Origin of the sequence: Kordia sp. (assembly GCF_045105435.1) — a bacterium.
Classification (GTDB): Bacteria; Bacteroidota; Bacteroidia; order Flavobacteriales; family Flavobacteriaceae; genus Kordia.
Genome location: NZ_JBGCDL010000255.1, coordinates 1 through 14,071, shown reverse-complemented (window position 1 = coordinate 14,071; position 14,071 = coordinate 1). Strand labels below are relative to the sequence as shown.

General features: G+C 34.1%; 12 protein-coding genes. 7 read left to right on the top strand and 5 right to left on the bottom strand.

Annotated features, from left to right (window positions below):
• The 4 genes from AB8B65_RS13080 to AB8B65_RS13065 form a co-directional block, all read left to right on the top strand.
• The coding region (locus tag AB8B65_RS13080) for a T9SS type A sorting domain-containing protein (protein ID WP_405301531.1) at positions 1-1,399 on the top strand (1,399 nt) is incomplete at its 5' end.
• Between the two features lie 154 nt (positions 1,400-1,553).
• Positions 1,554-1,883 (top strand): helix-turn-helix domain-containing protein, encoded by a 330-nt coding sequence (locus tag AB8B65_RS13075; protein ID WP_405301530.1) that lies wholly within the window; start codon positions 1,554-1,556, stop codon positions 1,881-1,883.
• The gene (locus AB8B65_RS13070; RefSeq protein ID WP_405301528.1) at positions 1,880-2,917 is read left to right on the top strand and encodes a DNA cytosine methyltransferase; all 1,038 of its coding nucleotides are present in this window, start codon (positions 1,880-1,882) and stop codon (positions 2,915-2,917) included. Before AB8B65_RS13075 ends, AB8B65_RS13070 begins: the two co-directional genes overlap by 4 nt.
• A gap of 3 nt (positions 2,918-2,920) precedes the next feature.
• Positions 2,921-3,883 (top strand): HaeIII family restriction endonuclease, encoded by a 963-nt coding sequence (locus tag AB8B65_RS13065; protein WP_405301526.1) that lies wholly within the window; start codon positions 2,921-2,923, stop codon positions 3,881-3,883.
• A 2-nt stretch (positions 3,884-3,885) separates the two neighbouring features.
• Here the strand turns inward: AB8B65_RS13065 and AB8B65_RS13060 are convergent, their stop codons facing one another.
• A complete protein-coding gene (locus tag AB8B65_RS13060) occupies positions 3,886-5,955 on the bottom strand; it encodes a tetratricopeptide repeat protein (RefSeq protein WP_405301525.1) in 2,070 nt (689 codons plus the stop codon).
• 142 nt (positions 5,956-6,097) lie between these two features.
• Here AB8B65_RS13060 and AB8B65_RS13055 point away from each other — a divergent pair, with 142 nt between their 5' ends.
• The 3 genes from AB8B65_RS13055 to AB8B65_RS13045 all read left to right on the top strand — a co-directional run bounded on the left by AB8B65_RS13055 (position 6,098) and on the right by AB8B65_RS13045 (position 9,689).
• Positions 6,098-6,376 carry a hypothetical protein gene (locus tag AB8B65_RS13055; RefSeq protein WP_405301524.1) on the top strand — a complete coding sequence of 93 codons (279 nt, stop codon included), beginning with the start codon at positions 6,098-6,100 and terminating at the stop codon, positions 6,374-6,376.
• Between the two features lie 116 nt (positions 6,377-6,492).
• Positions 6,493-7,746 carry an oligosaccharide flippase family protein gene (locus AB8B65_RS13050; protein WP_405301523.1) on the top strand — a complete coding sequence of 418 codons (1,254 nt, stop codon included), beginning with the start codon at positions 6,493-6,495 and terminating at the stop codon, positions 7,744-7,746.
• A gap of 737 nt (positions 7,747-8,483) precedes the next feature.
• Positions 8,484-9,689, top strand: a complete 1,206-nt coding sequence (locus AB8B65_RS13045; RefSeq protein ID WP_405301522.1) for a glycosyltransferase — start codon at positions 8,484-8,486, stop codon at positions 9,687-9,689.
• A gap of 405 nt (positions 9,690-10,094) precedes the next feature.
• Here AB8B65_RS13045 and AB8B65_RS13040 read toward each other — a convergent pair whose 3' ends face one another.
• The 4 genes from AB8B65_RS13040 to accC all read right to left on the bottom strand — a co-directional run.
• Positions 10,095-10,616 carry a 3'-5' exoribonuclease domain-containing protein gene (locus tag AB8B65_RS13040; protein WP_405301520.1) on the bottom strand — a complete coding sequence of 174 codons (522 nt, stop codon included), beginning with the start codon at positions 10,614-10,616 and terminating at the stop codon, positions 10,095-10,097.
• Positions 10,617-10,770: 154 nt separating this feature from the next.
• Positions 10,771-11,220 carry a 3-oxoacyl-ACP synthase gene (locus AB8B65_RS13035; protein WP_405301518.1) on the bottom strand — a complete coding sequence of 150 codons (450 nt, stop codon included), beginning with the start codon at positions 11,218-11,220 and terminating at the stop codon, positions 10,771-10,773.
• On the bottom strand, positions 11,217-12,329 hold the full coding sequence (locus AB8B65_RS13030; RefSeq protein ID WP_405301532.1) for an NAD(P)/FAD-dependent oxidoreductase: 1,113 nt from the start codon (positions 12,327-12,329) through the stop codon (positions 11,217-11,219). The genes AB8B65_RS13035 and AB8B65_RS13030 overlap by 4 nt, the downstream gene beginning before the upstream one ends.
• Before the next feature lie 451 nt (positions 12,330-12,780).
• Positions 12,781-14,071, bottom strand: a 1,291-nt coding sequence (gene accC, locus AB8B65_RS13025; protein WP_405301517.1) for an acetyl-CoA carboxylase biotin carboxylase subunit, incomplete at its 5' end; no start/stop codon positions are given.

Genomic DNA, 14,071 nt, shown 5'->3' with positions numbered 1-14,071 from the left:
TTCGGTTGCTTCTATATTGGCACTAAAAACGGAAAATGGTGTGTACGAACACACAAAATATATCTGCGATCGTTTGTTGGGCGCAGAATTAATTTCAGTCTCAACAATTTATATTAACGGACAGCAGTTTATTAAATCGCTCATAAAAAATACAGATAATACAGTTGAATTTGTGTTAAGCCTTTCGGCGAAAGTAACAAACGGCGATGCTAACTTTTCTATAGAAAGTCACTGGAATTTAGATAAATACGAAAGCGATGTTACTTTTTACAATTTTCAAATTTGGTCAAATTCTTTAGATGATTTATACCTTTTGGGCGAAGAAGTATTGAACTTACTAAACGTTCAAAAACCAATCTCAGGTTATAACAACTCAACACCGCCAACGGTTTTTGTGAGAAAAGGAAAATATGAAAACGGTGCGCTCGATTTAGAGATTGTAAATACAAATGCAACGGCAAATGTAAACTTTGATGCAGGTTTTAGAACTACAGAAACGAGTGAATTCAACAATACAAATTCAACCTTAGACTTGAACGGAAATTACATTACCAACTTGCAAGTACCAACAGGAAACTTGTTTGATATTGGATTTAGAATTGGCGATGGCGTTGCTACTCCAGACGATTTATTTATGTCTGATGGTCCTTGGGGAATTGATGATTCGCAAGAAAGTACAACCGTATTAAACTATACCGTTTCGCCAAATGATTTTGAATTTGATACTGATGTGTTTCCAATAGAAAGAAATATATCGCTAAGCGCAACTACAAACACTTATTTTGCAGCTTACAGAGCCTTAACTCCACGATTTAAAGCAGTTGATTTAACAGCTTATAATACATTAAATTTTACGGCAAGCGGCACAGGAAAACTAGAAATTACGTTTGTAAAAGCAAGTATTTCTAACTGGGAATCGCAGCCTAAAAAAACGATTACACTTACGGAGAACGATCAAGAATTTAATCTACCAATTTCAGGTTTTTCATCAGCAGCTAACAACAATATAGTATTAGATGATGTCGTAACTATTGTATTTACAATGGCTTCCGAAAACGGAGAGTTGATTACACGTACTGTAGCTGTATCACACATATATTTTTCTAGCGAAAGCACGTTAAGTGTTGTTGAAATAGAAAACGAAACAAAAAAGATGTCGGCAATACCAAATCCGATGACAACACATACAAACATCCTATTTACTGCAAAGCAATCCGAGGACGCGCAGTTATTTGTGTATGACCAAGTAGGCAAGGTAGTTTATACAATGAAGGTTAGAACCGAAAACGGTCAGAACACAATCCCCCTAAACCGAAATAACCTGCGTCCTGGATTGTATTTTTGCAAAATAAAAGGAAGAACTCAAACCTATAAAACTTTAAAACTGGTAGTAAAATAATAGAAGTAGATTTTTTATAGTAATTATTTTGGTTGATTAGGAAAAGGCAAAAGGATGTATTCTTTTTGTCTTTTTTGGTTTTCCTGTCTTTGCAGTAAATATACTTTGAAAAGTATTTAAAATACTATATTTTTGTCAAAAATTGACAAGTCAAATGAAAGCCACTTTTGGTGAATATATACGATTTTTACGAACGGAAAAGGGATTTACCTTAACTCAACTTGCTGCAAAATTAGATCTCGATTCTGCAAATTTGAGCAAGATTGAAAATGGAAAACGTGATTTTGATGAAAAACGACTTGTCAAATTAGCCAAAATATTCAGCTTAAACTTAAAAGAGCTACAAAACGAATATATAACTGATCAAATTGCTAAGAAAATTTACGAAACAAACTGTTCTAAACAACTTTTAAAGCTTGCAGAGGAAAAAGCAGAATATCGTAGAAACCTTAATAAAAAATCAGAAAAAGAGAAGACAATATGAAAATAGTATCATTTTTTGCAGGTGCAGGAGGTTTAGATTTAGGATTTAAAAAAGCTGGGTTTAATGTCATTTGGGCAAATGAATATGATAAAGACATTTGGGAAACTTATGAAAAAAATCATCCCGAAACTATCTTAGATAAAAGAAGTATAGTTAATGTTCCTGCTGAAGAAGTACCGGATTGCGATGGAATAATTGGTGGTCCACCTTGTCAAAGTTGGAGTGAAGCTGGAGCAGCAAGAGGAATTAAAGATAAAAGAGGGCAGTTGTTTTATGATTTTATCAGAATCTTAGAAGCAAAACAACCTAAGTTTTTCTTAGCTGAAAATGTAAGTGGAATGCTTATTTCTAAACATACGGAAGCTTTGGAAGGAATTAAAGAACTATTCCGAAATGCTGGAGTTGGTTATGAATTATCTTTTAAAATGCTAAACGCTTCAGATTATAATGTTCCACAAGATAGGAAAAGAGTGTTTTTTGTTGGCATCAGAAAAGATCTAGATTTCAAATATGAATTTCCAACAGAAACATTCCAAAAAATCGATCTTGAAACTGCAATTTTAGATTTAAAAGAAGGTGTTTTACCAGCATTAGAGTTCAACAATACAAACGGTAAGAATTGTAAAGTTCCTAATCACGAATATATGATCGGTGGATTTTCTAGCATATTTATGTCAAGAAATAGAGTGCGTTCTTGGGACCAGCAATCTTTTACCATTCAAGCTGGTGGAAGGCATGCTCCTATTCATCCTCAAGCCCCAAAAATGAAACTCATAGAACAAGATACTCGTATTTTTGTTCCAGGAAAAGAACATCTATATAGACGATTAAGTGTACGAGAATGTGCAAGAATTCAAACATTTCCAGATGATTTCGTTTTCTATTATAAAAAAGTCGCAGCAGGCTATAAAATGATTGGAAACGCGGTTCCTGTTAATTTAGCAAAGCACATTGCATCAAGTATAAAGCTTCAAATAAAAAATGCTGAAAAAATAAAAAAACAAGTTTTAGAATTACATACTATAGCTTCATAAATTATGGCGAATCAAACAATCAATGGAAAAGCATTTGAATACGCCCTACTTTTAGAATTTTACGATCGTTTAAAACCATTAACAAACGTTTCTATTTTAGAAAATAGTCCGCATGAAATAGCAAAAAACTATTTTGAAGATTTTGAGGAATCGGAAAGAAATATATTTCGAATTACAGCTAGCGCAGCTATAAATTTTCTAATTGATATTGAACCTCGATTATCAAACAGCATTAATAAAGAAGACATCTTGGTTCTTGAATTAGCAAGCGATCTAGCAGGTCAAACAGGTGATGTTAGAGACGTATTAATCATTCGTTCTTCACAAAAGTGGGAAATAGGAATATCTGCTAAAAATAATCACAGAGCTGTTAAACATTCTCGGTTGTCTCAAAAAATTGATTTTGGAAAAAAATGGTTGAATATTTCTTGTTCAACCAATTATTTTAAAGAAACTCAGCCAATATTTGATATGTTAACTGAGTTAAGAACAAAAGATAAATCGACGAAGTGGACTTCTATTGAAAACATGCATGATGTCGTATATGTTCCTATTTTAGATGCTTTTAGAAAAGAATTAATACGCCTTGATAAAGAAAATCCAAATATTGTAGCTGAAAACCTAGTTCAGTATTTAGTTGGAAATAAAGATTTTTATAAAGTTATTAAAGGACAAAAGAAGGTAGAAATTCAAGTTTACAATTTACATGGAACTTTAAACTTACCATTTAAAAATGTGAAGCCAAAAGCGAAAATTCCGAAATTAAAACTTCCTACTCGCTTAATAGAAATCGTATATCAAAAAGATTCTAAGACTACTTTATTGGTTTCCTTGAATGAAGGATGGCAAATTTCTTTTAGGATTCACAATGCTAGTTCTAGAGTTGAACCATCATTAAAATTTGATATAAATCTCGTAAGCGCTCCACATACGTTATTTACAAATCATATTTTTATTAGTAGTTAGTTTTATCTCTTAAACCCAACACTTTCCCCAAAAACCCACTTCACTCTCACGCCAACTTCCGTAAACGTAAACCCGGCAGCAGTTGCAGATGCAATATTACTACGCGTTCCAAAGATATTTACCAAACAACGATCAGAGAATTTATAACCCAATTTCCCTTGAAAACGATAGGTGCTCTGACTTTCGTTATCTTCAATATATTGTAAACCTGTGGCAGCTGTAAGTTCGTAAAACCATTCGTTTGGTTTTGTAATGTTTTCATCTTTAATTAAGTTTAAAAATACTTCTCCTGCGTTGAATTTTGAAGGACTGAAGTAAATACTAGGAACCTGATTTTCAAACGTAATGTACTGATAGTTTACACCAACTTTTAAAGACGGTTTGCTCAAAAGATTATAGTACAAAGACGTAAACAGTAAATGTCTGGAATTGTCATCATTTTGCGATGTATAATAGTATTGCGTAAACCAACCGAGATTAAAATTCGTACTCACATTGTAATTTGCGTAGAAGTTATTTTGCACAATCTCGCGATCAAGTAAATCGGCATTGAAACTCTGAATTTCGCGTTTATATCCAATATCTAAAGTTTGTAATTTGAATGGTTTTATGTTCAATGACACATCTGCTAGCAACTGTGTAAAATCGTTTGTTTCTGCTTTTGCTGATGTAAGTCCAACTGTTCCTTTAAACGTCATATTTGGCAACAATTGATATTCCAAACCTGCCGAAAGTGCATGCGAAGTCGCTTTGTTGTTGGTTACCGTATTATTTGTAGTTCGGTAATTATAGTTTCCGAGTAGTTTCAAACGTGTCGAAAACGGAACTTCAACCGTATTTTGCACCGAAAACGCTTCGTTATCACCATTATCAAATGTATACGAGGCTTTTCCATCATAAAAAGGCGTAAACTTCGTGTCCAATTCTTTAATGAAGTTTGTAGCATCTTTCTGGTTGTCATAAAATTTCAGCGTCTTTTCTGCGGCAGCGTGCGCTTCGTTATAACGCCCTAAAGCTTTTAATACATTGGCTTTTCCTAAGTTTCCATCAAACGAAGTAGAATCGTTTACTAAAATCTGATCATAATCAGCCAAGCTCTTTTTAAAGTTACTTTTGTACACGTTTAAGGTTGCGCGTAAGGCTAAAATCCAGTTTTCGTTTAGTTGTTTTTTAATGATTTCATCAATCAATTTTTCAGCTTTTCCATACTTTTTATTCCAAATTAATGCCTGAATATAACGTTCCGTAGTTCGTTGTTTTATGGAAGTTTCTAAGGAATCATTCAAACGATCAAAAGCAGTTTTGCTCGTCTGCAAAGCTTTTTTCTCCTTACCTTTTAAATGATGTACCAACGCCAAACCGTTCAACGCCGAAATTGAAGTTGTATCGTTTTCTGCATTTTCAAACATCGTTTTATAAGTTGTTTCTGCGTTTTCAAATTCACCCTTAATCAAATACAAGTTTGCCAAATTTGACAACGCATCTGTATCATTCGCGAAAAGCGACAGACATTCTTTTAATAAAGTTTCTGCTTCAGCATATTGTTGCGCTTGCTGTTTTTTGTAGGCATGACCTAAATAGATATACTTTTTTGACGTCAACGCATTCGGATTTCCTGAAGAAACTTCCAAGGCTTTATTCACATACGTTAATGCTTCATCATATTCCTTTAAATTCGATAAGGTATTTGCAAAACCCAATAAGGCTGGAAAACTCTTGGCATTTTCCGTTACTAATTTTTGGTAATACGCTTTCGCGAGATTGAACTCTTGGTTCCATAATAAGGATTCACCGTAATTCAACTTCACTTCAAAATCGTTTGGATAGTCTTTCACTAAATCAGTAAAGATTGTTTTCGCTTCCGCAGATTTGCCATTCAGTCCAACTGCGCGACCATAACACAAACGTGCGGTTTTATTTGTTGGATAGTCTTGCAAAACAGTTTTAAAGAATATTTCTGCTTTTTGATACTTTCCTGTTTCTAAATATGAAAAACCTTCTTTCATATTCTGAGAGAAGCAAAAAACACCTATAAATAGGAACGAAAAAAGTAGTATATATTTTGTGTTCATAATCTTGATTTTAGACAATTGTAAGGTAAGCATCAACGACGCTTCATTCATCGCAACAAAATTGAATCTCACCGACAATGAAGCTTTTTTGGTAGCATTTCGAAGATATTTGCTGCATACAAACCCACAAAAACTTAAAAAAATGGCTTTACAAATCACACAACAAAATGGAACTTATTCAGTAAACGGACAATTAAATTCGGCAACTACAAGATCATTTATTATTCACTTTGAGCACATTATTGAACAACATGAAAATGTAGTTGTAAATATTGATGGTGTAACTGAAATTGATCACGATGGCTTGGAAGGAATTAAAACTGTAACGGCAATCGCGCTCAGAAATCATAAAATGTTTTCAGTAATCGGAAATGGCTGTAAAGATATTTATCAAGATTTTAATTGTTCGCAAGTAGCTTAAGTAGTAGTGAGAAATGAGATGTTAGTATTGAGATAACCTTCAAACTAAATTCTAATATCAGAGTTTCACAGTATTCAGTATTCAGTATTCAGTATTCAGTATTCAAAAATAACAACATGATCGCAATCGCAAGAAAATTAAAAAGTAACCTTACTACAGCACATATTTTTATGCTCAGTGGCATTTTGGTGAATGGTGGAAATTATGTCTACAATTTACTATTGGGTCGATTTTTAGGACCTGAAAAGTTTGCAGATGCTGCCGTATTGGTTACTTTTTTATTGGTATTATCGTTTGTTGCGATGACGTTTCAATTGGTGACAGCTAAATTTTCGGTATTGTTTGAAGCACGTATTTTCAATGCTTTTGCTTCTAATATGTACAAGAAATCTGTGATTACTGGACTGTTTTTAGGGTTTTTAATTGTGTTGTTTTCAACGGAATTGCAAGTCTTTTTTAAAACCTCATCCTCCAATATGTTTGTCGTTTTCGGATTGGGAATTCCACTCTATTTCATCATGAGTGTGAACAGAGGAATTTTTCAAGGAAAGCAACAATTAATAGCACTTTCAGTAACTTATCAGGCAGAAATGTTGAGCCGATTAGGAATTACATTAGCGCTTTTATATGTTCTTCAAATTGATCCTGCTTTATTAGTTTCTTTCGGAATTATTGCTTCTTTTTTCTGCGGATTGATTCCTTTTAAATTCAGGAACATTTCATTTCAACCAGTGAATGTTCTCAACAAGACACAAAGCAAATTAGTGCGTAACTTTTTTATCATCACTGCTTTTTATGAACTGACACAAATCATTATTAACAACAGTGATATTTTATTGGTAAAACATTATTTTGAATCGTACGATGCAGGTTTATACGCTTCGTTAGCATTAATTGGTCGTGTGGTGTATTTCGTTGCTTGGATGTTTGTGATGTTGTTATTGCCAACAGTTGTAAAGTTGCAAAAAGAAGGGAAAGATACCGTTCCTATTTTACTAAAATATGTAAGTTATATTGGCGGAATTGCCGCTACAATTATTTTGGGCTGTGTCCTTTTCCCAGAACAAATTATACACGTTTTATTTGGTGAAAAGTATCTTTCAATAACACCATTATTATGGAAATATGCGTTGGCAACAGGAATTTTCGCTATCTCCAATATCTTCGCATATTACTATTTATCGTTAGACAAATACATTCCTGTGGTACTTTCTGGAATCTTCGGAATGCTTCAAGTTGTATTGGTTATTTTCTTTCACGAAAGTTTAGCACAAGTTGTACATGTTCAAATCATTGCAATGGTTTTGTTATTGCTTGTGCAGTTGGGATTTTTCTTTTTTGAGAATAAAAATGGATTGCTTCGCTTTTAGATTTTTTATGTTGAATGTTACATGATAAATTTTGAATTGTTCTCTCTCTTTGATAATTACTCTTGCTGTTTTTTACCACGAATACACGCATTTTTTTAGCTTGTTTGTCGGCACGAGTTGGACTTGTGTTAGTAGTTATTATTTGAAACGTCGTTGCGAGGAAGTATGACGTGGCAATCTGTTTATTGAGATACTTTTTTATAACCAATGTTTTTAGTTTAAAATACTAAAGGCTCTTAGAAATCGTCTTGAATCTTGACTCTATATTCTTGAATCTTTTTCACCACGAATGCACGAATTTTTTAGCTTGTTTGTCGGCACAAATTAGACTTGTGTTAGTAGTTATTATTTGAAACGTCGTTGCGAGCAAGTATGACGTACACTATCGTAAACAATACACGTCACTTCGAGTGATTTTTCAAAATAACATGAAGAAAAATTGTATCGAGAAGTACTTTGAAGAAATCTGTTTTCGTAGTACTTCTCGATACAAAATTTCATACTGAAATTTCACTCGAAGTGACGCTTGAATCTCATTTGTAGCAACTAGATTTAGTAACAAATGTGGAATGACCTCAGAAATCATCTTGAATCTTGACTCTATATTCTTGAATCATTAAAAAAGATATCTAAACACTCTTTCCTTTCACCGAAACATACTTGCATTTCGGCACAAGTCGTCCATTTTTCAGAGGTGGAAAATGCACATTTGTACTATAACTAAAAAACTCGATCTCATGAAGTTAGCAATCGTAACCGCATATCCGCCAAGTAAAGTAACCTTAAACGAATACGCATATCACTTAGTGAAGAGCTTTCGCCAGAAGGAAAACATTACAGAAATCATTTTGTTAACAGATGCAACTCCAGAAGCAAAAGATTTGAATTTTTCGAAAGCTGGTTGTAAGGTTACCGTAAAAGAATGTTGGAAGTTTAATAGTTACAAAAATATCTTTTCGGTTACAAAAGCTATCAACCAAACAAAACCTGATGCCGTTTTATTCAACTTGCAGTTTATGAAGTTTGGCGACAAAAAAGTGGCTGCTGCTTTAGGATTGATGCTTCCTTGGATTTGTTCCATGAAGAATATTCCTAATATTGTTTTATTACACAATATTTTAGAAGAAGTTGATTTAAAAAGTGCCGGATTTACATCTAATAAACTACTACAAAAAACATATAATTACATTGGAGCAAACTTAACAAGATTGCTTTTAAAAGCAGATACAGTTGCTGTAACCATGCAAAAATATGTGAATGTTTTAGAGAAAAAATATTTAGCCGACAATGTAACTATGATTCCACATGGAACGTTTGAAATTGCTTCAACACCAACGTATGATCTGCCTGATGGACCATTGAAAATAATGGCTTTTGGAAAGTTTGGAACGTACAAAAAAGTAGAAACGATGATTGAAGCTGTGGAAAAAGTCCGCAAAACTTCAGGTTTAGATTTAGAAATCGTCATTGCAGGAACCGACAATCCAAATGTACCAGGATATTTGGCAAACGTACAAGAGCAATACAAACATGTCCCGCAATTGACATTTACTGGTTATGTAGAAGAAGCTGATGTAGCGCCATTATTTAACGAAAGTGCTGTTGTTGTATTTCCATATACAGCTACCACAGGAAGTTCGGGCGTGTTACACCAAGCAGGAAGCTATGGAAAAGCAGTTGTAATGCCAGATTTGGGCGATTTAGCTTTGCTTGTAAAAGATGAAGGTTATAGAGGAGAATTCTTTGAACCTACAAGTGTAGATAGTTTGGCAAATGCCATTGAAGCAATTGTGACGAACGACGTGTATAGAATTTCGCTTGGAAAAACGAATTACAAAGCAGCTACTGCATTTCCTATGAAACGAATTACTGAAATGTATTTGGAAGAGTTTGAAACGATTATTAATGATAAGATGTTAGATCGCTCCGCTGTTGGATGTTAGATCGATGCGCTTTTAGATTTTTCTTCTTTATGTTGGATGCTAAATGTTGAATTTTAAATTATTTCTTACTCTTGCGCAATACTTTTTTACCACTAAATTTATTTAGAAAACATCTTGAATCTTGGCTCTAAAAATCTTAATTCCTTTTTCACCACGAACTCACGAATGTTTTCTTTTTTATGTTGAATATTAGCCTGGTAATCTTACTGTTATGCGATGCTGAATCAAGTTCAGCATGACGTAGATTATCTTATCTTCAAACCGTATGATCGAGTGTAATTTCAATATGAAATTTTGTATTTCGACTCCGCTCAATAGAGCTATCGAAATCTACATTGAAACACTAAATTTATTTAGAAAACATCTAGAATCTAGGTTCTAAAAATCCTGATTCCAACAAAAAAACTACTTCAAACTAATCTTTAAATCCATTTCTTTTTTCATCATCAGTAATACTTCTGCATTTCCCATAGCGTCATCAACAGGATTGTGAGTATGCACGGTTTTGCGTAAATGTTTCCACTTGGCAAAGGTATCTTTTTCCATTCCGCAGTACAAATCGGAAAGTCTTCTGGAAGAATATCCAAACGGATTTTCGCCTATGAAATGATGAAAGTACCAACAAATAAACATCCAGTCAAATCCATTGTTATCACTTATAAAAATTGGTCTTCCTTTCGAGTTTTCTTGAATCCAGGTTTTAAAATCGGTCATTACAGTTTTTGGATCATCAAATTCCAAAGTTTCTTCACGCGAAAATCCTGAAATTGCCAATGCTTCCGGATTGAATTGCTCCGAAATTGGTTTTATTTTTCCGTAGAACGTTCTATCAAGTGCAGGATCTACCAAAACGGCTCCAAAACAAATCATAGAATAATCGCCAGGAATTGGTCCGTCCGATTCTATATCAATCATTATATAACTCATGTTTCTTTGTTTTTTAGAAGTAGCAAGATAGGGTTCTTTAATGTTAAATTTTAAATTATTCATCATTCTTCTGAGATTCTGAGTCAAGCTCAGAATGACGTTATAGGAAACCTAAAATATCTAACACTCTAAAAACAAAGCACATCTAACTCAATTACAAAACCTTCTCAATAACAAAAGATTGATTTCTAAAACTTATAGAATCGCCCACTTTTTTGCCTAATAATAATTTTCCAATTGGTGTATTGGTTGCAATCGCGTAGAATTTATCGTTGTTTACAATGATTTCGCCAACGCTTACCGAAATAAAATAATTGGCTTGTGTAGTATATACAACACTTCCCAAACAACCTTGCGAAACCGTTGATTTTTGATCTACTTTGAATAGAATTTCTTTTACTTTTTGAACTTCTGCCAATTGATTTCCTAGCTTTTCACGTTCCAGTTGCAACATAGCACGACCAGTTTCATGCTTGTCTCCTGCTGAACTTTTGGTTTCCGACAACATGGCTTCTTGAATTCCAGCAAATGTATCTTGAATCGTTGCTTGTCGTTTATTGACAATTTCTAAACATGAATTATATAATGCTTCTTTTACGTTCATACCAATGCTGCTAATTCTTTTCCTACCAAACTTCCTATAGCAACGCCCATTCCGCCTAAGCGAACGCCACAATATACATGATTTGATAGTGGTTTTATAATTGCTTTTTTCTGTGATCCAACGCCCATAATTCCGCTCCAACGATGTTCAATTTCAACCGTGTTTTTGGGTAAAATAGTCGTTTTTAAAATATCTTCCAGCTTCCGCTGAATGATCTCGGTTTGTGCAAATTCGGTTGTTTCTTCGCCTTTAAAATCTAGATTTCGTCCACCGCCAAATAGAATGCGATTATTGATGTTTCTGAAGTAATAATAGCCTTTGTCTAGATGGAAAGTTCCTTTTATATGTAAGTTTGGAATTGGTTTTGTAATCAACACTTGTGCGCGTGCAGGTTTTACTTTTTCATTGAGTAATTGTGATGCAAAACCGTTGGTAGCAATGAGTAATTTTTTTGTGTGAAAGTCAAAATGATTGGTTTGTACATGTACTGCATTTCCGTTTTCCGAGAAACCATCAACTGTAACGGAATTTAAGATCTGAATGTTGTTTGAAATTACTTTTTCCAATAGGGAAAACATCATTTTTCCTGTATCAATTTGTCCTTCAAACTGATTGAATATATAGTGATGCTGAATACGTTCAAACTGAAACTTATTAGCTACTTCACTAAAAACATTTCCGTCAAAAACAGGAAACAACAACTGATTGATTTCGTCCTTTTTCGTCAAACAGGTTTCATACAAGTCTGCATCTGCTTCCGTAAACAATTCGTATCCGCCCAAAGCTTGATAATCGATTGTGGTGTCGCCCAAAGTTTCACGAAGCAACTGCAAACCATTACAACGTCTTTTGACAAGGTTTAGCACTTCTTCTTCAGAATGTGTATTGAGATCGTCTAAAATTTCTGAGAGACTTCCAAAACAGGCAAAACCAGCATTTTTTGTACTCGCGCCTTGCGGTAAAATTCCTTTTTCCAACACGACGATTTTTGCACTTGGATATTGCTTTCGGAGTTGTAACGCACAGTTGAGTCCGACAATACCGCTTCCCACAATAGTGAAATCGACATTTGTCAGCCATGATTTGTATTCCCAATAGCTTAGCTTCATTATGAATGAGTTCATTTTGGCTTCAATATAGCTAAAGGTTTTTATTCTGTATTGAAAAATGAAGAATTATGAAAGGTAGCTATGTATTTTTCTGTTGTTTTAACATATATCAAAGCAAGCGCAGTGGAATGTAAAAGAAAAATAAAATGAATCTTTTGCTCTTGGTTCATTGAATTCATCTTCTAGCATTTTTTGTGTCATTCCGATGATTATTTTTCTTTTAAAAATAGACTCGCCAAAGTTTTTACTGATCTATGTACTAAAGGTGTTGGTCTGTATTTATAAATACCGAACTATTCTGAGTATTGCGAGCTATTATCAGTGGAAATGCATTGCACTAAAACCCATATAACACTCATAAAATGAGATATATACAGTTAATTTAAAAAGAGCATAAAAAAACTCCTTAAAAAATTAAGGAGCTTTTTGCTATATCTATTTTGGTTAAAATTTACTCTGCTTCTTCTTGCATTTCAAAGTCTTCCATGAATTTTGTTGTATAATTTCCAGCAACATAATCAGGATGATCCATTAATTGTCTGTGGAAAGGAATCGTTGTTTTAATTCCTTCAATTACGAACTCATCTAAAGCACGTTTCATCTTATTGATGGCTTCTTCACGAGTTTGCGCTGTTGTAATTAACTTTGCAATCATAGAATCGTAGTTTGGCGGAATTGAATATCCGGCATATACATGTGTATCTAAACGAACTCCGTGTCCGCCTGGCGCATGTAATACCGTTATTCTTCCTGGAGAAGGTCTAAAGTTATTAAACGGATCTTCAGCATTAATTCTACATTCTATAGAGTGTAAGTTTGGCGTATAGTTTTTACCAGAAATTGGCACACCAGACGCTACTAATATTTGCTCACGAATCAAATCGAAATCAATTACTTGTTCTGTAATTGGGTGTTCTACTTGAATACGTGTATTCATTTCCATAAAGTAGAAGTTTCTGTGCTTATCTACTAAGAATTCTACTGTTCCAGCACCTTCATACTTAATAAATTCAGCAGCTTTTACAGCAGCTTCTCCCATACGTGTACGCAATTCGTTTGTCATAAATGGAGAAGGCACTTCTTCTGTTAATTTTTGGTGACGACGTTGTACAGAACAATCACGTTCTGACAAGTGACATGCTTTTCCTGAAGAGTCTCCAACCACCTGAATTTCGATGTGTCTTGGTTCTTCAATCAGTTTTTCCATGTACATGTCATCATTTCCAAAAGCGGCTTTTGATTCTTGTCTAGCAGAATCCCAAGCATCTTTTAAATCTTCTGGTTTCCAAACGGCACGCATTCCTTTTCCACCACCACCAGCAGTTGCTTTTAGCATTACAGGATATCCTGTTTCTACGGCTAGTTTTTCACATTCTGCAAAGTCTTCAATGATTCCTTCACTTCCTGGAACACAAGGAACACCTGCAGCTTTCATTGTAGCTTTTGCAGAAGCTTTGTCTCCCATTTTGTCAATCATATCAGCAGAAGCACCAATAAACTTGATGTTGTGCTCTTCACAAATTTTTGAGAATTTGGCGTTTTCAGATAAGAATCCGTATCCTGGATGAATGGCATCTGCATTTGTAATTTCTGCAGCAGCAATAATATTTGCCATTTTTAAATACGATTCACTACTTGGTGCAGGTCCAATACAAACCGCTTCGTCAGCAAATCGTACGTGTAGGCTATCAATATCGGCTGTAGAATATACGGCAACCGTTTTAATACCCATTTCTTTACAG

Bases quoted from the DNA above. Each gene is read 5' to 3' on its own strand.
- AB8B65_RS13055 (WP_405301524.1), top strand. From the start codon at position 6,098: ATGGCTTTACAAATCACACAACAAAATGGAACTTATTCAGTAAACGGA.
- AB8B65_RS13070 (WP_405301528.1), top strand. From the start codon at position 1,880: ATGAAAATAGTATCATTTTTTGCAGGTGCAGGAGGTTTAGATTTAGGA.
- AB8B65_RS13040 (WP_405301520.1), bottom strand. From the start codon at position 10,616: ATGAGTTATATAATGATTGATATAGAATCGGACGGACCAATTCCTGGC.
- AB8B65_RS13065 (WP_405301526.1), top strand. From the start codon at position 2,921: ATGGCGAATCAAACAATCAATGGAAAAGCATTTGAATACGCCCTACTT.
- AB8B65_RS13060 (WP_405301525.1), bottom strand. From the start codon at position 5,955: ATGAACACAAAATATATACTACTTTTTTCGTTCCTATTTATAGGTGTT.
- AB8B65_RS13045 (WP_405301522.1), top strand. From the start codon at position 8,484: ATGAAGTTAGCAATCGTAACCGCATATCCGCCAAGTAAAGTAACCTTA.
- AB8B65_RS13030 (WP_405301532.1), bottom strand. From the start codon at position 12,329: ATGAAGCTAAGCTATTGGGAATACAAATCATGGCTGACAAATGTCGAT.
- AB8B65_RS13035 (WP_405301518.1), bottom strand. From the start codon at position 11,220: ATGAACGTAAAAGAAGCATTATATAATTCATGTTTAGAAATTGTCAAT.
- AB8B65_RS13075 (WP_405301530.1), top strand. From the start codon at position 1,554: ATGAAAGCCACTTTTGGTGAATATATACGATTTTTACGAACGGAAAAG.
- AB8B65_RS13050 (WP_405301523.1), top strand. From the start codon at position 6,493: ATGATCGCAATCGCAAGAAAATTAAAAAGTAACCTTACTACAGCACAT.